The 20,660-nt window shown below is 74.2% G+C and carries 14 protein-coding genes and 2 pseudogenes; 4 read left to right on the top strand and 12 right to left on the bottom strand.

Going from position 1 to position 20,660, the window contains the following annotated elements; translation table 11 throughout:
* Positions 1 to 268 precede the first annotated feature (268 nt).
* From EV371_RS02685 to trpC, 7 genes are all read right to left on the bottom strand, one after another.
* Positions 269 to 3,112: a LamG domain-containing protein gene (locus tag EV371_RS02685; RefSeq protein WP_486484449.1), complete on the bottom strand. Its 2,844-nt coding sequence runs from the start codon at positions 3,110 to 3,112 to the stop codon at positions 269 to 271.
* A 176-nt stretch (positions 3,113 to 3,288) separates the two neighbouring features.
* Entirely contained in the window at positions 3,289 to 6,636 is a 3,348-nt protein-coding gene (locus EV371_RS02690; RefSeq protein WP_165436588.1) for a BTAD domain-containing putative transcriptional regulator, read from the bottom strand.
* A gap of 380 nt (positions 6,637 to 7,016) precedes the next feature.
* Positions 7,017 to 8,222, bottom strand: a complete 1,206-nt coding sequence (locus tag EV371_RS02695; RefSeq protein ID WP_130460639.1) for an FAD-dependent oxidoreductase — start codon at positions 8,220 to 8,222, stop codon at positions 7,017 to 7,019.
* 17 nt (positions 8,223 to 8,239) lie between these two features.
* The gene (gene lgt / locus EV371_RS02700; RefSeq protein WP_130460640.1) at positions 8,240 to 9,493 is read right to left on the bottom strand and encodes a prolipoprotein diacylglyceryl transferase; all 1,254 of its coding nucleotides are present in this window, start codon (positions 9,491 to 9,493) and stop codon (positions 8,240 to 8,242) included.
* A gap of 222 nt (positions 9,494 to 9,715) precedes the next feature.
* Positions 9,716 to 10,534: a tryptophan synthase subunit alpha gene (gene trpA, locus EV371_RS02705; RefSeq protein ID WP_130465609.1), complete on the bottom strand. Its 819-nt coding sequence runs from the start codon at positions 10,532 to 10,534 to the stop codon at positions 9,716 to 9,718.
* A 5-nt stretch (positions 10,535 to 10,539) separates the two neighbouring features.
* Positions 10,540 to 11,781 (bottom strand): tryptophan synthase subunit beta, encoded by a 1,242-nt coding sequence (gene trpB, locus EV371_RS02710; protein ID WP_130460641.1) that lies wholly within the window; start codon positions 11,779 to 11,781, stop codon positions 10,540 to 10,542.
* Positions 11,782 to 11,937: 156 nt separating this feature from the next.
* Positions 11,938 to 12,741: an indole-3-glycerol phosphate synthase TrpC gene (gene trpC / locus EV371_RS02715; protein WP_207230691.1), complete on the bottom strand. Its 804-nt coding sequence runs from the start codon at positions 12,739 to 12,741 to the stop codon at positions 11,938 to 11,940.
* A gap of 479 nt (positions 12,742 to 13,220) precedes the next feature.
* Between trpC and EV371_RS02720 the strand changes: the two are divergent.
* Positions 13,221 to 13,457, top strand: a pseudogene (locus EV371_RS02720) (hypothetical protein); the annotation flags it as partial.
* 128 nt (positions 13,458 to 13,585) lie between these two features.
* On the opposite strand, the gene EV371_RS02725 reads toward EV371_RS02720, so the two are convergent.
* The 4 genes and pseudogenes from EV371_RS02725 to EV371_RS34045 all read right to left on the bottom strand — a co-directional run.
* Positions 13,586 to 14,176, bottom strand: coding sequence for a Trp biosynthesis-associated membrane protein (locus EV371_RS02725; protein ID WP_130465610.1), 591 nt, complete (start codon positions 14,174 to 14,176; stop codon positions 13,586 to 13,588).
* A gap of 119 nt (positions 14,177 to 14,295) precedes the next feature.
* A complete protein-coding gene (locus EV371_RS02730) occupies positions 14,296 to 15,906 on the bottom strand; it encodes an anthranilate synthase component I (protein WP_130465611.1) in 1,611 nt (536 codons plus the stop codon).
* Between the two features lie 73 nt (positions 15,907 to 15,979).
* Entirely contained in the window at positions 15,980 to 16,411 is a 432-nt protein-coding gene (gene hisI / locus EV371_RS34040; RefSeq protein ID WP_349339964.1) for a phosphoribosyl-AMP cyclohydrolase, read from the bottom strand.
* 243 nt (positions 16,412 to 16,654) lie between these two features.
* Positions 16,655 to 17,329 (bottom strand): annotated as a pseudogene (locus EV371_RS34045) (nucleotidyltransferase domain-containing protein); the annotation flags it as partial.
* Between the two features lie 186 nt (positions 17,330 to 17,515).
* On the opposite strand from EV371_RS34045, the gene EV371_RS02740 reads away from it, so the two are divergent.
* From EV371_RS02740 to EV371_RS02750, 3 genes are all read left to right on the top strand, one after another.
* Positions 17,516 to 18,277 (top strand): ATP-binding cassette domain-containing protein, encoded by a 762-nt coding sequence (locus EV371_RS02740; protein WP_130460644.1) that lies wholly within the window; start codon positions 17,516 to 17,518, stop codon positions 18,275 to 18,277.
* Positions 18,274 to 19,029 (top strand): ABC transporter permease, encoded by a 756-nt coding sequence (locus EV371_RS02745; RefSeq protein ID WP_130460645.1) that lies wholly within the window; start codon positions 18,274 to 18,276, stop codon positions 19,027 to 19,029. The genes EV371_RS02740 and EV371_RS02745 overlap by 4 nt, the downstream gene beginning before the upstream one ends.
* 79 nt (positions 19,030 to 19,108) lie before the next feature.
* Positions 19,109 to 19,750 carry a TetR/AcrR family transcriptional regulator gene (locus EV371_RS02750; protein ID WP_207230386.1) on the top strand — a complete coding sequence of 214 codons (642 nt, stop codon included), beginning with the start codon at positions 19,109 to 19,111 and terminating at the stop codon, positions 19,748 to 19,750.
* Between the two features lie 73 nt (positions 19,751 to 19,823).
* Here the strand turns inward: EV371_RS02750 and EV371_RS02755 are convergent, their stop codons facing one another.
* Positions 19,824 to 20,636, bottom strand: coding sequence for a DUF2470 domain-containing protein (locus EV371_RS02755; protein ID WP_486484450.1), 813 nt, complete (start codon positions 20,634 to 20,636; stop codon positions 19,824 to 19,826).
* Positions 20,637 to 20,660: the final 24 nt, after the last annotated feature.

The following is a 20,660-nucleotide window of genomic DNA, read 5'->3' on the forward strand; positions in this document are numbered from 1 at the left end:
GGTCGCCAGGGAACGCGGACCGGCCGGCGTCGGGCGGCCCTTCTCTGCGGTGTGGAGGATGGACTACCCGTGGCGTCTGACTTCATCGAACTGTTCCCCCGTTCGAACGGACGATCGGCAGCGACCGGAGCTGTGGAAGGAAGCCACGAAACCCGTCGGCGGGAAGCCAGGGGTTCGGGCTGCGGTGGGATGGGTGGAGCCTCCCGGGCACCCGGACCGGGCGGTCCGGGTGCCCCGGGCGGTCAGCGAACGACCGGGATCGGTCGGGTCACTCGACGGCGCGCTGGCAGATCTCGGCGGCCGAGAGCACCCGCTGGAAGGCGTGGACGTCGTCGACGGCGCCCCGCCAGTGGTCGGTGGTGGCATCCGGATTGCGGGATCGGCCGATCACGAAAGAGCCGGTGGCCGCCCACGAACCGGTGAACGCGGTCTCGGCGACCTCACCGCCGCAGCTGAGCGGATCGCCCATCACGTATGCCCGGATGGTGCCGGTGCTGGTGTCGTACACCCCGGCGAGGTGCATCCAGATGCCGGTGGACGGCAGGCCCCAACCGGAGCCGTCGGTGCAGGCGGTGGTCGGCGTGCCGGCCTCGGTCGTCCGCATGGCGAAGCACCAGCCACCCGCGCCACCGTTGGCGCTGCGCCGGTAGCCCAGGGTGAATCGGCCGGCGGTCGCGCCGTCCTGGCTCAGCACCGTGGCCACCTGGCTGGTGGCGAGGTCGGACGCCCGGACCCAGGCCATCACGGTGAAGCTGCGGGTGGTGTCCAGCACCGGGCCGCCGGCCGCGAGCTGGCTGCCGCCGCCGGCGAACGAGGCCGCGTTGCCCAGGTAGCCGGGGCCGAAGGTGACCCCACCGGAGGCGGTCATCGGCGAACGGGCACTGCCACCGCCGCCGGTGTCCGCCGCCGTCACCCCGGAGACCTCGTCCATGGTCCAGTGCGCGTACTTGTTCGGCACCGGCGAGACCCAGAACTGGTAGGACCGGGTCGGGCTGGTGTTGCCGGCGGTGTCCTTCGCGGTGACCGCCAGCGTGTGCACCATGTCCGTGCCGGGCGTCGTCGAGGCGGTGGCCGTGGCGGTGGTACCCGCGGTCGCCGCGACGGTCGTGCTCGACCCCGAGTCGATCCGCCAGGCGAACTCCGCGACGTCCGACGCCCCACCGAGCTGGAACGTGCCCGCGGTGCCCAGCACCGCGCCCCAGCGCTGCTCGGGATACTGCCCCGAGGAGACGGTCGGCGCGGCCGGTGCCGCGGTGTCCACCGTCAGCGTCTGCCAGCCGGTCGGCTCCCCGGTCAGGTTGTTCTCGTCGACCGACCAGGCCCGCCAGTAGTAGCTGGTCCCGTTGGCCAGCACGCCCGAGGGCACCCGCCAGGTCGCCGTTCCCGGAGCCGAGGTGGTGACCGGCGCGGCCGCGTTGCCGGCGACCAGCGATGCCGTCTCCGAGGCCGCGGCCCGGACCTCGAAGGTCGTCCGCAGATTTCCGTTGTACGGGTCCGACACGCCCACGCCCAGCGTCGGGGTCGCGGTCCGCACCCGGGCCGGTGAGACGCAGGCCCGGTAGCAGTCGGTGGTCGTCGAGAACGGCGTTACGGTCGGCACGTTCGGCGCCTTGTCGTAGGTCGCGATCAGGTACGTCCGGTCGGTGAAGAACTTCTTCCACCGACCCTGCGACGACTCGTACTCGCCCGCCGGGTTACAGGCGCAGAGCCCGACGGTGTAGGTGGTCGCGTTCGCCGTCGCCTGGGCCTGCAGGTCGGCGGTCAACTCGGCCCTCTCGAACACCGCGTCGGCGTCCGGCTGGGTCTGGCCGCAGCCGCCGGCCTCGTTCGCGTGCCCCTCCCAGGAGTCCAGCCAGGTCGACGACGGGAGTGGGCGGGTCGCCCAGGCCATCCGGCCGCCGCTGGCGGAGGTGATCCCGGCGGTGGCCGTGCGATAGAGGTGCACCCAGTCGTTGTCGCACGAGTACGAGTGGTCGAGCTTCATCGTCACCTTTGTCGAGAGCACCTGGGTGCCCCGTATCGCCGAGGTGTCGAAGTCGAAGAACGAGCGGTACAGCACCCCGTCGTACGGGTTGCGGCCCACCCAGGCGCGATTTCCGACGTCCCAGTTCTTGTTGGCGTTGTTGGCGTATGCCCACTTCGACCGCAGCCCGTTGAAGGGTGGGTCGATGAAGACCGGCCAGGTGACCGCCGGGTCCGCAAGCATCCGCTCGTCGCCCCGCACGACCAGGCCACCGTCGACGACGTCCACCGCGACCTCGGCCTGCCGGGAGGCGACACCGGGCTCGGCGGCGGAGGCCGGCTCGGCCGGCGCGGCCGGCGCGACACCGGGCAGCACCTCGCCGGCCCGCTCCGACTCTCGCGTCGAGTCCCACATCGAGGCGGCGCGGGTCACGCCCAGCGTCGCACCGGCTGCGTCCACCAGCCGGAGGCCCCCGTCGGCGAGCCGGTCGACCCGGACGTTGCCGCCGGTCGGGTAGCTGAGGCGCCGGACCGCCGGATTCGCCGCAGCGGCCGGGGTCAGCACCTCGACCGCGTGGGTGAACCCCTCCGCGGTCGCCGTGACGTGCAGGTTGACTCCGGGCAGCACCGACTCGTACACGGCCGTGGCGCCGGCCAGCCGCGGTGCGGGCAGCCCGCCGGACGGTGCGCCGAGCGTGAAGGTCGCGGCACCGGAGCGCCAGGTCACCATGGGCCCGGAGCCGCCGGCCGAGAACGACACGTCGGCGAGGGTCGCCGCCGGGACGACGCCGCCGCCGACCCGCCGCAGGGTCGGGTCGATCGTCGACCAGGTACCGTCGCCGCGCCGGACCCGTTGCGGGGTGGCCGAGGCGACCAGCGTGCGGACACCGGCGGAGTCGACGAGCACCCGCGCGGACTCGGTCCGTCTGCTCAGTACCTCGACCGGATCGCCGCACGCCGCGGCCAGACTGGCCGCCGACGCTTCGTCGGCGGCTTCGGTAACGGAACAGTCCGGCGCCGTATCGGTGGCGGCGCTGGCCGCGGGTGCACCGATGCTGACGGTCGCCGACGCGAGCGTGACCAGTAGCGCGAGAAACCCGACCGGTCCCCGTTGCTGATTTTGGGCACGCCAAAACAGAGCAGTGTCCACTATGCACCTTCCCCCGTGCAATGACTGGAGCAAGGGTGTACTGCGGGGTCGACGGCAGTCAACAGAGGTTGATGATTATGCTCAGAACCTGAGGAAGCAACTCCACCAACTCGGTCCTCATCGGACATGTCGTCGGTGCCGTGTGGCTCTCCGGTGGTCGGCTGCGACGCCGACGGTCAGCCCGCCGACTGGGCCACCCTGGCGGCCGCCAGCACCCCGTCCAGGCCCGCATCGCGACCGGAGCGGCACGCCTCGGCGTACCGCTGGCCAAGCTCGGCCCGAAGTGCCCGGCGCGTCGCGTCGACGTCCGGTCGCTCGCAGGACGGCACCGGGGCGCCGATCTCGTCCCGGATCCCGGTCGCCGCACCGAGCAGCCGGGCGGCGCCGACCGCATCGCCGGCCAGCCGGGCCGCCTCGGCGAGTGCCTCCAGCACGCTGGCGGTGCGCCACCGGTCGCCGACCTGGCGGTGCGCCGCCAGGCTGAGCCGCAGGTGGTGGGCCGCCCGCCGGATGCACCCGGCGCGCAGCTCCACCAGGCCGCGCAGGTTGTGCGCCCAGCCGACTCCCTCCGGGAAGCCGACCGCCGAGTACCGCCGCAGCGCCACGTCCAGCAACGACGACGCCCGGTCGATGTCGCCCCGGTACAGCGCGACCGCACCGAGACTCATCAGCGCGCTCGCCGCCGCCAGCGCGTCACCGAGCCGCTCGTGCCGGCGCAGGCTCGCCCACAGCCGCGAGTCGGCCCGGTCCAGGTCACCCGAGAGCCAGGCGGTGAAGCCGCGCAGCTCGGTGATCTGCGCCTCGCCCCACTCGTCGTCGCAGTCGCCGAAGATGGCCCCGGCGGTGGCCAGGTGACGGGCGGACTCGGCGTACCGGGCCTGCTCCCGGGCCACCGAGCCGAGGATCTGCTCCACCCGCGCCTCGGCACGGCGGTTCCGGGTCGTCCGGCAGGCGGCCCGGGCCAGCTCCGCGTGCCGGATCGCGGCCGGATAGTCGCAGGCCAGCATCGCCAGCATGGCCGCGCCGATTCCGGCCCGGGACCGCAGCGCGGCCGGGGCGTCGGGGTGCCGGGACAGCGCCGTGGACAGCCAGTCGTGGCCCTCCCGGTAGTTGCCCTCCAGCCGGCAGTACATGGCGAGGGCGGCGGCCAGTCGAAGATCCCCGCGCGCGGGGCCGCCGGCGCCCGCCTCGGCCAGCCAGGTCATCGCGGACCGCAGGTTGGGCTCGTCGGCGCGCAGCCGCGCCAGCCACCAGTCCCGGGTGGTGCCCCGCAGCCGGGCGTCGGCCCGCTCGGCGAGGTCCAGGCAGTACGCCGCGAGCGCCTGCCGGGCGGCCACCTCGGCACCGGAGCGGACCAGCCGGGCCAGCGCGTGCCGCCGGACCGGCTCCAGCATCCGGTAGCGGGCCTGGTCGCCCCCGCCCGCCCCGGGCTGGCCGGCGCCCTCGACCGGGGCAGCGGTCGGGGCGGCTGGTCCGGCGGTCGGGACGGCCGACGTGGCGGTCGGGACGGCTGGCGTCGTGGTCGGGACGGCCGACGTGGCGGTCGGGACGGCTGGCGTCGTGGTCGGGACGGCTGGCGTCGTGGTCGCGGCGGCGGGTAGCGGTTCGATCAGGGACGCCTCGACCAGGGACGCCAGGGACGCCGGTGCGTGCGGACCGCCGATCGACCGCGCCGCCTCGGTGTCGAACCCGCCCGCACAGACCGAGAGCCGGTCGAAGAGCCGGCGGGTGTCGTCGTCGAGCAGGGCCAGGCTGGACTCCACCGCCGCGGCGACGCTGCGGTGCCGGTCCGGCGGCCTCGGGTCCGGACTGCGCAGCAGCCGCACGTCGGTACGCAGCCGCGCGATGATCTCGTGCACCGTCAGCATCGGGGTACGCGCCGCGGCCAGCTCGATCGCCAGCGGCAGCCCGTCCAGGTCGGCACAGAGCCGGACGACCGCGTCGGCACTGGCCTCGGGGACGGGCCGGCCGGAGAACTCCCGGGCCCGTTCGAGGAAGAGTCGGGTGGCCGGATGTGCGGCCAGTGCCGCGAGGCTGTGCCCGGTGCCCACCTCGGGCACGGCGAGCGCGGGCACCCGGACCAGCGACTCGGCGGGCAGCCGCAGCGCGACCCGGCTGGTCGCCAGCACCCGCAGCCCCGGGCAGCGGGACAACAGCCGGTCCACCAGCTCCGCGCAGCCGGTGACCAGGTGTTCGCAGTTGTCCAGCACCAGCAGTGCCCGGACCGGGCCCAGGTCGGCGGCGAGCGCCTCCACCGTGTCCCGCCCCGGGTCCGGTACGCCGAGTGCGGCGGCCACCGCCTGCGGCACCCGTACCGGGCTCTCCACCGCGGTAAGGTCCACGAACCAGACCGGACGATCGGTACGGGCCTTCGCCGCCGCGACAGCCAGGCGGGTCTTTCCGGCTCCACCCGTTCCGGTGAGCGTGACCAGGCGGTGCCGGTCGAGCCGCTCGGCGACGGCCTCCAGCAGTTCGTCCCGGCCGAGCAGGGCGGTGAGCGGGACCGGCAGCCGGGCGGCCGGACGCGGTCGGGACGTGCCCGGACCGCCGGCAACCTCGGTGGTGGGTGCCGGACGGGGCCCCGTCGCCCAGTCCTCGGGCAGTTCACCGGTCCGCACCGCCGCCGCCAGTACGCCCACCCGGCCGGCCGGCTCGACGCCCAACTGGTCCTGGAAGACCTCCCGGGCCCGCTGGTGCGTCGCGGCGGCGGCCCGGCGCCCCTGGGCAAGGTAGGTGGCGACGAGCAGCAGCTCCCACAGCCGTGCCCGCAGCGGATGGGCCGCCACCGCCGGGGTCAGTTCGCCGACCGCCGTCCCGGCTATCCGCGCGGCGGTCGCTCCGGCGGCCACCACCGCGCGGTCGGCGACCGGGCCACCGGCGGCGGCGTGCGCCGCCACGGCAAGCCGCAGGTCGCACTCCCAGCGGTCCTCGAAGGCGTCGATCCTGGCCTGCCGCAGCCGGCCCAACTCGACTGCGGCCCAGCCGGACGGGCAGAACCGGTAGGTGTCGCAGACCTCGGCGCCGGCCTCCACCCGGCGCCCGGCAGACCGATCCGGCACCAACGGCTCGGGCCAGACGGCCAGTGCGGCGCGGAACAGCCGGGCGGCGCCCCGGAGGTCACCGCCGGCGACCCGGCGCCGAGCCCGGTCGAGGAGGTGGAGGAACCGGCACGCGTCGATCCGGCCGCTCGGCATCCGGAGCAGGTATCCGCCGGGTCGGATCTCCAGCGCGTTGGGCGATCCACAATCGGCCAGCGCGGCCGCCAGCAGCGTCGCCGCGTGCTCCAGGGGACGATCACCGGCCCGGGACAGCGCGTCCCGACCGGCGAGCGCGGCCAGCAGTTCCGCGTCCGGGACCGGCTCGTTCGGCCGCAACGCCAGCAACCCGAGGAGCGCACCGGCGCCGTCCGGCAGCGCGACCGGTCCGTCGGGGCCGACCAGCCGGACCGGCCCGAGCAGCCGTACCCTGCCCGGGGTGTACCGCCGTTTCGTACTCGCCTGTTGACCAGGCACGCTGTGCCGCAACTGGCAGCCCTCACCTTCGCTCCCGGGTAGTGTGCGCGATGCGACGGCGTACCGGGCATCCTCCCGATCGGTCGGTTGGCCGACGAACCGGAGGGTCCGGCGCGACCCGCTCGGGCCACGGCCCATCCTCTTATCTGGACACCCGCAGCGGGGGTTGTCGGGACACCCGCGGCAGGAGCGCTCTTCCCACCTGCGCGGCCTCTGATCCTCCGGCCGTGGCGCTGGCGCGCCCCCGGACGGACGCCGGCCGGCTCGCAACCTCGGGGTGTCCACGATCTGGAATGGCCGTCAGCATTCCCCCGGCGAGCGAAGATCCGCCGACGGCAAGCCGGCTGCCGAAGACGCCGTGGATGGTCAGCCGGCGGTCGATTCCCGGTCGATCACTCCGGCGGCCGCCACTGGGCCGCCACGCTCGCCGCGCTGCCCAGCAGCCGGGGGGTGATGGTGCCGAGGGCGGCGTCCCGGGCTCGCAGCGCCAGCCGCCCCCTGGCCTGCAACACCGCCGACATCCGCCTGGTCTGCCGGACCACCGTCACGGTCCGGGGACGGCGTACCCGGTTGTACGTCTCGACCGCCTCGCGCAGCGGCGCACCGGGAATCGCCTCCCGGACCGCCGAACGCAGCGTCGCGGCGTCCTCCAGGGCAAGGCAGGCCCCCTGACCCAGGTGGTGCGGCATGGCGTGCGCGGAGTCGCCGACCAGCACCACCCCGCCGGTGCCGGCCGGGAAGCCGTACGCGCGGGGCAGCGGGCGTAGCTCGCGCACCTCCTGCTGGACCAGGTCCTCCGGCTCGGTCGCGGCGAGCAGGTCGCCGATCGGTGCCGGCCAGTTCGCGAACCAGCGCCGGAGCAGGGTCAGTTGGGTGGCCGGTGGCTCCGGGCGGGATGCACCGGCCGCCGTCGCCACCCAGTAGATCCCGCCCCGGGTCGAGCCACCGGAATCGCCCCGGTCACCCAGCGAGGCCGCGACGAACCGGTAACCGGCGCCGAGCGTCTCGCCGTCCACCGGCCGGTCGGCCGGAAGCTGCGGCGCCCTGTACCACGGGATGACCGCCCGCCACGCCGCGCAGCCGGAGCTGACCACGGTGGCCTCCGGGGCGAGCCGACGGCGTACCGCGCTGTCGATGCCGTCGGCGGCGACGACCAGGTCGGCCTCGTAGCTGCCGCGCCCGTCACCGACCGCCGGCCGGTCGCCGTCGCCGTCGCCGGCCCGGACGGTCCGGACCTCGACGCCGGTCCGGATCTCCACCCGGTCGCCGAGGCCGGCGATGAGCGCGTCGTGCAGGTCCTCTCGGTGTACGACGACCGGCGCGCGTTCGCCGAGCCCGGGGCGGGGCTGCACCAGCCAGTGTCCGTCGGGGCGCCGGACGCCGACGTCGGGCAGCGGTGTCGCGATGGCGGCCAACCCCTCGCCGAGACCGAGTGCACGCAGCGCGCGTACCCCGTTGGGCCAGAGCACCAGCGCGGTGCGGCCGGCGCGTACCCGATCGTCCTGCTCCAGCAGGGTCACCTGCCACCCGGAGCGGGCGAGTGCACCGGCGGTCGCCAGCCCGCCGATTCCGGCGCCCACCACCACGGCCGTACGCATCGGGCCGGCTCCCCCGCTCAACGGTCCCGGTCTGCCGTCCCCGGCACCGCGCCGGCGTCGGCGGGTTCGCCGTCCCGGACCGCGGCCGACTCTCCGGCGGCGGCCGACTCTCCGGCGACCTCGGACGAGGCTGCCGGCACCTCCGGCCGGGACCCGTCGTCGTCGCCCTCGCCGTCGGCGCCCTCAGCGCCGTCGGCGTCGGCGTCGGCGTCGGCGTCGGCAGGCTGCACGGCCGAGGTCGGTTCGGCGGGCGGCACCTCGCCGGTCTCCTGGAAGCGCCGGAACTCCTCCTCGGTCACCACCCGGTACGCGCTCGGCGCGCCGACCGCGGCCGGCTTCCGGGAGACGTCGACCTGGGACACGTCGCCGGTGGCGGCGCCATCCGCGCCCAGCGGGGCGGGCACGCCACCGACCGGCACGAGGAACTCCTGCGGGCCCCGGACCCGGACGAAGTAGACCAGAGCGCCGAGGAAGACGAGGGCGGCGGTCCAGACGTTGAGCCGGGCGCCGAGGAACTCGTTCGCCGGGTCGGTGCGCATCATCTCGATCCAGAACCGGCCGGCGGTGTAACCCATCACGTAGAGCGCGAAGGCCCGGCCCCGGCCGAGCTTGAACCGCCGGTCGAGGAAGAGGACCAGACCGGCCACGCCGACGTTCCAGAGCGCCTCGTAGAGGAAGGTCGGGTGGAAAAGCCCGGGTTCGAGGACCGGGTTGCCGCTGTCGTCACGGAGCGCGTGCCCGGGATTGGTCGGATCCATCCGGTGGATCTCCAGCCCCCACGGCAGCTTCGTCTCCCCGCCGAACAGCTCGTTGTTGAACCAGTTGCCGATCCGGCCGACGGCCTGGGCCAGTGGCAGGCCCGGGGCGAGCGCGTCGGCCACCACGGTCAACGGCAGGCCGAGCTGCCGCGCGGCGAGCCAGGCGCCGACCGCACCGCCCGCGACGGCGCCCCAGACGCCGAGCCCGCCCTCCCAGATGTAGAGAGCCTTGATCGGGTCACCGCCCTCGCCGAAGTAGGCGCCTGGCGATGTGATCACGTGGTAGATCCGGGCGCCGACGATACCGAACGGCACCGCCCAGACGGCGATGTCCAGCACCGCCCAGGGGGCGACGCCACGGCGGCGCATCCGCATTTCGGTCACCACGCAGGCGACCACGATCCCGAGCACGATGCAGAGTGCGTACGCCCGGATCGGCACCGGCCCGAGCTGCCACACGGCGGTGGCGGGGCTCGGCAGGGCCGCCTGAGGAGAGAGCGAGGCGAGGGTCACGGGTGCACAGGCTACCGTCGCGACCCCCATCAGCGGCACCCCGGTCCGGTTGTCGCCCCGGGGAGACTCCTGTCCGCTTCAGCCCGACGCCTGGGGTGAGCTGGGCCGCCGTCCGTTTTCCACCGAAGGACACGCCGTCGGATCGGTCGGTGCGCCAAAGACGCGGACCAATCTCCGGTGGGCCGAGGGCGGCGGACCGGTCCGGGTGCCGAGGGCTGGCCCTCAGCGCTGTACGGCGCGGACGCCCTCAGCGAGCTCGGCGCCGAGCCTGCCCAGCGCGGCCAGCCCGGCGGCCTCGTCGGGGGCGTCCAGCAGGCAGCGGATCAGGGCGCTGCCCACGATGACGGCGTCGGCGTACCCGCCGACCTCGGCGGCCTGTGCGCCGGTGCCAACGCCGAGACCCACCCCGACCGGCAGCGTGCTGACCGCCCGGACCCGACCGACCAGGGTCGGAGCGGCGTCCGAGGTCTTCTCCCGGGCACCGGTCACCCCCATCAGCGCGGTGGCGTAGACGAAGCCCCGGCAGTGCTCGACGGTCATCGCCAGCCGCCGATCGGTCGACGAGGGCGCGACCAGGAACGTCCGGTCCAGCCCGTACGCGTCGGAGGCGGCCAGCCACTCGCCAGCCTCCTCGGGGATGACGTCCGGAGTGATCAGGCCGGTGCCACCGGCGGCGGCGAGGTCCCGGGCGAAGGCGTCGACGCCGTAGCGCTCAACCGGGTTCCAGTAGGTCATCGTGACCACCGGGGCCCCGGTCGCGGCCACCTCCTCGATGATCCGCAACGCGTCGCGGGTCCGTACGCCGCCGGCCAGGGCGATGTCGCTGGCCCGCTGGATGACCGGCCCGTCCATCACCGGGTCGGAGTACGGAATCTCCAGCTCGATCACGTCGACCCCGGCGTCGACCATCGCCCGCATCGCGGTGATGCTGCCCTCGATGGTCGGGAAGCCGGCCGGCATGCAGCCGAAGAGCAGCGCGCGCCCCTCGGCCCGGGCCTTCTCGAACGCGAGCCCGATGCTCCGGTCGGAGGCGATGGCCATCTCGCTCACCCCTGGTCTCCGTCGAGGATGCCGAAGTACTCCCCGGCGGTGTGCACGTCCTTGTCGCCCCGGCCGGAGAGGTTGACCACGATGGTGGGCTCGCGGCCGAGTTCGGCGGTCAACTCAGGGATGATCTTGAGCGTGCCGGCGAGCGCGTGGGCGCTCTCGATCGCCGGGATGATCCCCTCGGTCCGGCAGAGCAGTTGGAAGGCGTCCATCGCCTCCGCGTCGGTGACCGGCGCATACCGGGCCCGCCCGGTGTCGTTGAGCCAGGCGTGCTCGGGGCCGACCCCGGGATAGTCCAGCCCGGCCGAGATCGAGTGTGACTCGACCGTCTGCCCGTCGGCGTCCTGTAGCACGTAGGTGCGGGTGCCGTGCAGTACGCCGGAGGAGCCGCCGGTGATGCTCGCCGCGTGCCGTCCGGTCTCGATGCCCTCGCCGCCGGCCTCGAAGCCGTACAGCCGGACGTCGGCGTCGGGCACGAAAGCGTGGAAGATGCCGAGGGCGTTGGAGCCGCCGCCGACGCAGGCGGTCACCGCGTCCGGCAGCGCGCCGGTCAGTTCCAGGCACTGTTGCCGGGCCTCCACCCCGATGCCCCGGACGAACTGGCGGACCATCGCCGGGAACGGGTGCGGGCCGGCGGTGGTGCCGATCAGGTAGTGCGTCCGGTCGACGTTGGCCACCCAGTCGCGCATGGCCTCGTTCATCGCGTCCTTGAGGGTACGTGAGCCGGCGGTCACCGGGACGACGTTGGCGCCGAGCATCCGCATCCGGGCGACGTTGAGTGCCTGCCGCTGGGTGTCCAGCTCACCCATGTAGACCACGCACTCCAGGTCGAGGTACGCGGCCGCGGTCGCGCTGGCCACCCCGTGCTGGCCGGCACCCGTCTCGGCGATCACCCGGGGCTTGCCCATCCGCTTGGTGAGCAGCGCCTGGCCGAGCACGTTGCGAACCTTGTGCGCGCCGGTGTGGTTGAGGTCCTCGCGCTTGAGCAGCACCCGCGCCCCGACCCGGGCGGAGAGCCGCTGCGCCGGATAGAGCAGCGACGGGATGTTGGCGTACTCGCGCAGCATCCGGGTGAACTCGGCGGTGAACGACTCGTCGGCCAGCGCCTCCCGGTACGCCGTGTCGAGTTCGTCGAGCGCGGCGACCAGCGCCTCGGGGACGAACCGACCGCCGTACGGGCCGAAGTGGCCGGCGAGGTCGGGCAGGGCCGTCTCACCGGTCGGCATGGTGGGCGCGCTCATGTCGGCACTCCGCTTCGCTCCGCGCCGCCACGAGGCTCAAACGCACCGAGCCGGCTGATTCGCTCACTACGCGCGCTCATGTCGGCACTCCGCTTCGCTCCGCGCCGCCACGAGGCTCAAACGCACCGAGCCGGCTGATTCGCTCACTACGCTCGCTCATCGGACCGGCCGGGGTGTCGCGGGGTGGTTGCCGGCGTTGACCAGTTCGGCCACCGCCTCGCGGGGACTCTTCTGGGTGACCAGACCCTCGCCGACCAGTACGGCGTCGGCGCCGGCCGAGGCGTAGCGGATCAGGTCGTGCGGGCCGCGTACCCCGGACTCGGCGATCTTGACAACCTTGTTCGGCAGCCCCGGGGCGATCCGCTCGAAGACCGACCGGTCGACCTCCAGGGTGCGCAGGTTGCGGGCGTTCACCCCGATCACCCGGGCGCCGGCCTCCAGCGCGCGGTCCGCCTCCTCCTCGTCGTGCACCTCGACCAGGGCGGTCATGCCCAGCGACTCGATGCGCTCCAGGAGGCCGACCAGCACGTTCTGCTCCAGCGCCGCGACGATCAGCAGCACCAGGTCGGCGCCGTGCGCCCGGGCCTCGTGCACCTGGTAGCTGGAGACCACGAAGTCCTTGCGGAGCACGGGGATGTCCACCGCGGTCCGGACCGCCGCCAGGTCCTCCAGCGACCCGCCGAACCACCGCCCCTCGGTGAGCACGCTGATGCAGCGTGCCCCACCCGCCGCGTACTCACCGGCCAGGTCGGCCGGGTCGGCGATCTCGGCGAGCTGCCCCTTGGACGGCGAGGAGCGCTTCACCTCGGCGATCACCCCGACGCCCGGGCGGCGCAGTGCCGCGTACGCGTCCCGGGGCGGTACGGCCGCCGCCGCGAGTTGCTTGATCTGCTCCAGCGGCACCTCTTCCTGCCGTCGTGCGACGTCCTCGCGGACTCCGGCGAGGATCTCGTCGAGCACGTTGGCGGACGTGGCCGATCCGGCTTCGTCTCCCGCCGTGTGCGGATGCTCAGCAGTCACCAACGGACTCCCCTCTCCGGGCGTCATGGGCCGATGCTAGGCGTCGCCACGGGGCGGACGCCCTCGGGGGTATGGCGTGCTTCACGAGATGGGCTGGGGCATAATGGCCACCCTTGTGAGCGGCCTATCACGCTGCGCCATCGCACCGGAGCCGCCGCCGAAGCCACTCCGCAGCCGGACGGCCGGGCGACGGCGATCCGGCGACCGGGCGACCGGGCGACCGGGCGACGAACGTGACGGATGTCAAGGAAGGCGGACGCCGCGGCGGAGGTTGTCCCGGATGGTGGACCGGGCCGGGACGAACCGTTGATCCGGGGGTGACCGGCCGGAAACACCGGATGGGCACCATCACCGTCGGGCACACTGGTCGCGGGGCCGCCGCCGACCAGTCGGATCGATCGATTTCGTGCGGGGAAACGATGAGCGCTGTTAAGCCTGGCTCGACCATCGACCTGACCAGCATCCCCCGGGCCGTACTCTCCGTCGCGGTCGGCATGGTGCAGAGCGTGGAGCGCGCGGTGATCGGCGACGCCCGGATCCGGACCGCCCGGGGCAACGCCTGGGAGGCGATCTGCGCGGACCGGGAACGCGCGCTGCGCCGCGACGAGATCCGTGCCCTGGTGGCGGCGCTCGGCACCGCACCACCGGCCGCACCCGCGACCGTCGCGAACCCTCCGGACGGCAACGCGGTGCCCGGGACCGTCCCGACCGCTGGCCCGGCCGGGACGCGGCGCGGCGCGAGGGGCGCCCGCCAGCCGGTCAGCCGATCGCGCAACGCCGCCGGTCAGCCGACCGTGGGGTCCTCGCCGCGGTCCAGCGCGTCCCAGGCGGCGGCCGTCCGTCGGCCGTCGACCCGGCCGTCCGGGGTGAGCAGCGGACTTTCCGGACCCGCACCGGCGGACCGGCCCCGCTCGTAGCGGGCACCCATTACCGGCCATCCCCCGCTCCGCACCGCGGTGAACGCGCCAGCCGCGCCGGCCAGCAGGCCGCCGAGCGCGCAGAGCAGCGGCCAGCCGGCAGCGACCTCGGTGTCGGTGCCGAGCCCGGCGTAGCCGGCGCCGGCCGCCAGACCGACCCCGACGAGCGCCAGCAGCCCACCGACCAGCCGGCGCCCGATCCCCCGGGTGCCGAGCACCGCTCCGGTGGCGGCCAGCCCGACCAGGGCCAGCGCCGGGAGCCAGGGCAGCAGGTCGCCGCCGGTCCGGGTCACCCGACCGGGTGGCAGCGGCGCCGGGCGGGCGGTCAGCTCGACGGACCAGGTCCGGGTTGCGGCGAAGACCGCCAGGCCGGCGCCGAGCAGGCAGAGCAGCACGGTGTACGTCAACTCCCGCCGCCCCGTCACCCGTGCCGCGTCGGCGGGGGGTGGCCCGGCCACCGGTGCCGCCGCTGCGGAGGGCTGCCCGGCCGCCGCCGCTGCCCCGGCGGGGCGGGGTGGACCGGCCGGGGCCGGTGACCCGGGGCGCGCCGGAGTGCTCTCCGGGGATCCGTCGGTGTTCACCGGGCCGGCCGCAGGGTCTCCGCCGCCGCGATCGCGGCCAGTACCGCCGCCGCCTTGCTCCGGGTCTCCCGGTCCTCGGCGGCGGGGTCGGAGTCGGCGACGATCCCGGCCCCCGCCTGCACGTACGCCCGTCCGCGCCGGATCAGCGCGGTCCGGATCGCGATCGCCATGTCCAGGTCGCCACCGAAACCGACGTAGCCGACCGTGCCGCCGTACAGGCCGCGACGGGTGGGCTCCAGCTCCTCGATGATCTCCATCGCGCGCACCTTCGGGGCTCCGGAGAGGGTGCCGGCCGGGAAGGTGGCGGCCAGCGCGTCGAACGCGGTCCGGTCCTCCCGCAGCGTCCCCACCACCGTGGAGACGATGTGCATCACGTGGCTGTACCGCTCGATGGTGGCGAACTCCGGCACCTCGACCGTGCCCGGCTGGCAAACCCGGCCCAGGTCGTTGCGGCCCAGGTCGACCAGCATCACGTGCTCGGCCCGCTCCTTGGGGTCGGTGATCAGCTCGGCGGCCAGCCGGCTGTCGTCGGCCGGGCTGCTTCCCCGGGGCCGGGTGCCGGCGATCGGGTGCAGCATGGCCCGCCGCTGGCCGTCGGCGTCGGCGCTGACCTTCAGGTGCGCCTCCGGGGACGATCCGACGATGTCGAAGTCGTCGAACCGGAGCAGATACATGTACGGGCTCGGGTTGGTGGCCCGCAGCACCCGGTAGATGTCCAGCGGGTCGGCCTCGGTCTCCCGTTCGAAGCGCTGGGCGAGCACGATCTGGAAGCACTCGCCGGCCCGGATCGCCTCCTTGGCCACCTCGACCGCCTTCGGGTACTCCCCGTCGGCGGTCCGGCTGAACACCTCGCCCGCAGAGGGCCGGCCGACCGTGGCGATCATCGGCGGGATCGGCCGGGACAGCGCCGTTGTCATCGCGTCCAGCCGGCCCACCGCCTGGTGGTACGCCGCCGCGACCTGGGCCGCCCGCTCCGGATCCTCACCGGCGGCACCGGGCGGCAGACCGGCGGCGGAGGCGTCCGGCGGTGCCGGCAGCAGGGCGTTCGCCACCAGGATCGCGGAGCCGTCGAAGTGGTCCAGCACCACCAGGTCGGTGGCGAGCATCATGCCCAGTTCGGGCAGGCGCAGGTCGTCCTCGGTCAGCGAGGGCAGCCGCTCGAAACGGCGTACGACGTCGTAGCCGAGGTAGCCGACCATGCCACCGAGCAGCGGTGGCATGGAGTCCCGCTCGGATCCGACCGGGCCGACGGCGGCCGGGCCGGTCAGCGCCGCCACGGTGGCCCGCAACGCCGCCACCGGATCGCCGCCGGTCGGCAGCCCGGCCGGGGGCGTACCGAGCCAGTGCGCCTGGCCGTCCCGCTCGACCAGGGTGGCGGCGCTGCGTACCCCGACGAAGGAGTAGCGCGACCAGGCGATGCCGGCCGCGCCGGCGCCCTGCTCCGCCGATTCCAGCAGGAAGGTCCCCGGCCCGCCGGCCAGCTTGCGGTAGACCCCGACCGGGGTCTCCCCGTCGGCGAGCAGCCGCCGGACCACCGGCACCACTCGCCGGGTCCGGGCCAGGTCGCGGAAGGTCGCCTCGTCCGGGCTCACCGCGCCGGTGGTCATCGGATCACCGTCCGAGGGGACATCGGTCGACTCCTCCACGTCCACGCCCACGTCCACGTCCACGTCCGGTCGGTCATGTCGTCGGCCCGGCGGACGTCGTCCCGCTGACCGGCAGTTCGTCGGAGAAGCAGGTCCGGTTTCCGGTGTGGCAGGCCGCGCCGACCTGGTCGACGCTGACCAGCAGGGCGTCGCCGTCGCAGTCCAGCGCCACCGAGCGGACGTACTGGTGGTGGCCGGAGGTCTCGCCCTTGACCCAGTATTCCCGCCGGCTGCGCGACCAGTAGGTGGCCCGGCCGGTGGTGAGGGTGCGGTGCAGCGCCTCGTCGTCCATCCAGGCGACCATCAGCACGTCGCCGGTGTCGTGCGCCCGGACCACGGCGGCGACGAGTCCGTCGGGGGTGCGGCGCAGGCGCGCGGCGATCGCCGGATCGAGGGCCGAGGGGCGCGCGCGACCGCGCGGCGCCGGCCCGGGCGCGGTCACCGGGGAGAGGTCGGGTACGGGCATAGTTCCCGATTGTTTCGCACGCGGCACCGGAACCGTCCACCCGTCCCCGCTCCCGCGCCCCGAAGTGGCCCGCGCCACGCCGCCGGGCGGGCAGCCCGGCGTCCCCGGTGGGGTGTTCGTGCCGCCCCGGGCGAGTTGGCCGACGTAGCGGTCGAGCCGGCCGTCCCGCAGTGCGGCGGCGAGGTCCGCGCCGACCACCTCGGCCAGTTCCTCCGCGTACGGGCGGGCCAGTGCCACCGTGCCGGCCACCAGGCGGTGCGCGGCGGCGTGCAGCCGGGGCAGGGTGTCGGGGCGCAGCCCGAGGCAGGTGAGCATGTCGTCGTGGTAGCCGTCCGGGGCGACCGGCAGGTCCAGTGCGGCGGCCAGCGCGTCCCGTCGGCTGGCCACCGTGACGGCGGGGTTGGCGAGCCGGAGCACCGACGGGCAGCGTCGGGCCAGCTCGGCGGCGGCGAGCCGGGCGTCGTACTCGGCATCGCTGGCGCGGGCGCCGCCGACCTTGCCGAGCGCGGCAACCAACTCCTCCAGGTCGGGCTCGGCGGGGCGTTGACGGATCTCGGTCAGGTCCACGGACGAGCGCCAGGCGGCGTGTGCCCAGAGTAACCGTACGGGCGCGACGACCGGCAGTCCGAAGGACCACTCGGCGGGCCGGTCGAGCCGTTCGAGCCAGGATCCGATGTCCCGGACGGCGACCGACAGGTGGGTCAGCCGGTCGCCGACCTCCACCAGAAAGGCCGGGTACGCAGCGTACCGCTCCCCGCTGACCAGGACATCGATGTCCACGTCGCTGTACGGGGTGGCGGCGCCCCGGGCGTAGCTGCCGCGCAGCAGCACCCCGACGACGGGCGGGCCGGGCAGCCGGCGCAGCCGGTCCGTCCATTCGTCGAGGAACCCGAGTTGCCGTAACGGACCGTGATCCACGGCGCCATCGTGCCGCAGGTCCGATCATGACGCAACGCCCGATCACGCGCCGCCTGGGCGTTTCATTCTTTTCATCCCGTTAACTCACCTTTACAGCCCTGCTACAACCCTCGGCGGTTGTGGCGGGGCAAGATTTCAACTAGCGTTGAATTTCAACGCTTGATGAGTTTTCTTTGAGGAGGCTTCATGGAGACCGCGATCGAGGTCCGCGACCTCGTCGTGACCCGGGGCAGGCGGCAGGTCCTGCACGGCATCGGCTGCACCATCCCGCGGGGCAGCGTCACCGGGCTGCTCGGGCCGAGCGGCAGCGGCAAGACCACCCTGCTGCGGGCCATCGTCGGCGTGCAGATCGTGGCCGGCGGCACCGTCACGGTGCTCGGCGAGCCGGCCGGCACCCCCGGCCTGCGGCGACGCCTCGGCTATCTGACCCAGGCACCGAGCGTCTATCCGGACCTGACCGTCCGGGAGAACGTCCGCTACTTCGGCCGGCTCCACGGCCTCGGCCGGGCCGACGCCGACCGGGCGATCGCCGATGTCGGCCTCGCCGGGGCGACCGACCAGCTCGTCGGCACCCTCTCCGGCGGCCAGCGCAGCCGGGCCTCGCTGGCCTGCGCCCTGGTCGGCCGCCCCGAGGTGGTGATCCTCGACGAGCCGACGGTCGGCCAGGACCCGGTGCTCCGGGCCGAGCTGTGGCAGAAGTTCCGGGCGATGGCCGCCGAGGGCACCACGCTGCTGGTGTCCAGTCACGTGATGGACGAGGCGGCCCGGTGCGACCGGCTGCTGCTCATCCGGGAGGGCCGGCTGATCGCCGACGACACCCTGTCGGCGGTACGCACGGCGGCCGGCACCGACGACCTGGAGGAGGCGTTCCTGCGGCTCATCCGGGCGAACGAGCAGGCCGGCGGGGACCGGTTGGCCCGCACCGGCGAGGGGAGGTCGCCCCGATGAACCCGCGGATCCTGGCCTTCACCACCGGCCGCATCCTGCGCCAGCTGCGGCACGACCGGCGTACCGTGGCGATGCTGCTGGTGGTGCCGGTGGCGCTGCTCACGCTCGTCTACTACATGTACGGCGACCAGCCCGCCCCACCGGGACAGCCGGCCGCCTTCGACCGGATCGCCCTGGTCATGCTCGGCATCTTCCCCTTCACGATCATGTTCTTGATCACCAGCATCGCGATGCTCCGGGAGCGCACCTCCGGCACGCTGGAACGGCTGCTCACCACCCCGCTGGGCAAACTGGATTTGCTCTTCGGTTACGGGCTCGCGTTCGGGCTGGCCGCCGCGATCCAGGCCAGCGTCGCGGCCGCCGCGGCGTACTGGTTGTTCGACCTCTCCACCGCCGGCGACGGTGGGCTGGTGGTGCTGATCGCGGTGCTCAACGCCGTACTCGGGGTGGCGCTGGGCCTCTTCTGCAGCGCCTTCGCCCAGACCGAGTTTCAGGCCGTACAGTTCATGCCGATCGTGGTGATCCCGCAGCTCCTGCTCTGCGGGCTGTTCGTCGCCCGCGACCAGATGGCCGGCTGGCTACAGGCGACCAGCGACGTGCTACCCCTGTCGTACGCCGTCGATGCGCTACAGGAGGTCGGCGCGCACAGCGAACCGACCGGCACGATGTGGCGGGACATCGCGGTGGTGGCCGCGGCGGTGGTCGTCGCCCTGGTGCTCGCCTCGGCCACGCTGCGACGGCGCACCGGCTGAGGGCCGGGGCACCGGTCGGCGCCGGGTACCGGCGGCGCCGACCGGTGTCGGCGGAACGAGTGCGAGGACGAGGACGGCGATGGCACGACGGAGTGGACGGCGACCGGGCAACCCCGACACCCGGGAGGGGATCCTGCGAGCCGCCCGGAGCGCGTTCGCCGAACGCGGCTTCGACCACACCTCGATCCGGGCCATCGCGACCGCCGCCGGGGTCGACCCGGCGCTGGTCCACCACTACTTCGGCACCAAGGATCAGCTCTTCCTGGCCACCATCGACATCCCGTTCGACCCGCAGGAGATCGTGCCGCAGATCGCCGCCGGTGGGCTCGACGGGGTCGGCGAACGGCTGGTCCGGACGTTCCTGCGGGTCTGGGACTCCCCCGCCGGTACGGCCGCGGTCGCGCTGTTCCGGTCCGCGATGAACAACGAGTGGACCGCCCGGCTGCTCCGGGAGTTCCTGGAGACCCAGGTGCTCCGCCGGGCTACCGGGATGCTCCAGATCGACCCGGCCGAGGCGCCGCTGCGCTCGTCGCTGGTCGCCACCCAGATGTCCGGCATAGTCCTCGTCCGCTACATCCTGCGGCTGGAGCCGCTCGCCTCGGCGTCACCGGACGTCGTGGTCGCGGCGGTCGCGCCGACCCTGCAGCGCTACCTGGCCGAGGACGTCACCCGGCTCACCGGCGGGACCGCTGATCCCGGGGGCACCCGGCGGGGCGGCTGATCCCTGGTGCCGGGCGGGGCGGCTGATCCCTGGTGCCGGGCGGGGCGGCGCAGGGCGGGGTGAGTCCCGGAGGCTACCGGTCGGACCAGGCCTGGTCCGGGGGGTTGCCGACCGGCCACCCCCGGTCGGGCATCGGTCCCGGCTGCCGGTGTCGGCAGAGCACCGGTCGCAGCAGTTCGACCAGTTCCGCCTGGCCGGCGAGGGGGCGAGGGAAGGCGAGCCGGGCCCGGCAGCGGGTATCGCGTCCGCCGAGGGCCACGACCATTCCGTACCGGTCCAGCCGGACCACCCGGGGCGGTGGGTCGTCCGCACCACCCGGCGGTACGAGGTCGCGGAGCTGGCGCCGGAGGAAGGCGGCGATTTCCGGTCCGTGATGGTCCGCAAGGTCGGCGAGCAGGTCCCGTTCCAGCGCGTGCAACGGGTCCGGTTCGGCGGCGGCGTACTCGGCCGGCTCGACCTGCCGCACGGTGCCGGCCCGCTCCAGCCGGATCTCCGCCGGCTCGAAGCGGTGCAGTGTGAAGCCCCGGCCGACGTCCAGCAGATCCCCGGTCGGCACCACCTCGGCGAAGTCGATGGCCGCCTGCCGCGCCTCGACCCCGGTCAGCGGCTCGGGCCAGCCGGAGATCCAGACCCGGCCGAGCGGCGGCGCACCGGCGGCCGGCGGCAGGTCGCGGACGTCGAGCACCAGCGCCGTGCCCCGACTGTCGCCGGTCGGCCAGAGCGCGGCGGCCAAATCACTGACGACCGAGACGAGCAGCAGCACCCGGCCGGACGGGTCGATGGCGTGCCGGACCTGGTGCGGTCCGGGCCGGTACGCGACCTGGGCGGTGCCGGGGAGCCGACCGGCGGCCAGGGTACGGGCCACCTCCGCGGAGCTGGGCTGCATGACGTCGACCTCCGGCGCAAGTTA

Source organism: Plantactinospora sp. CNZ321, from assembly GCF_004217235.1.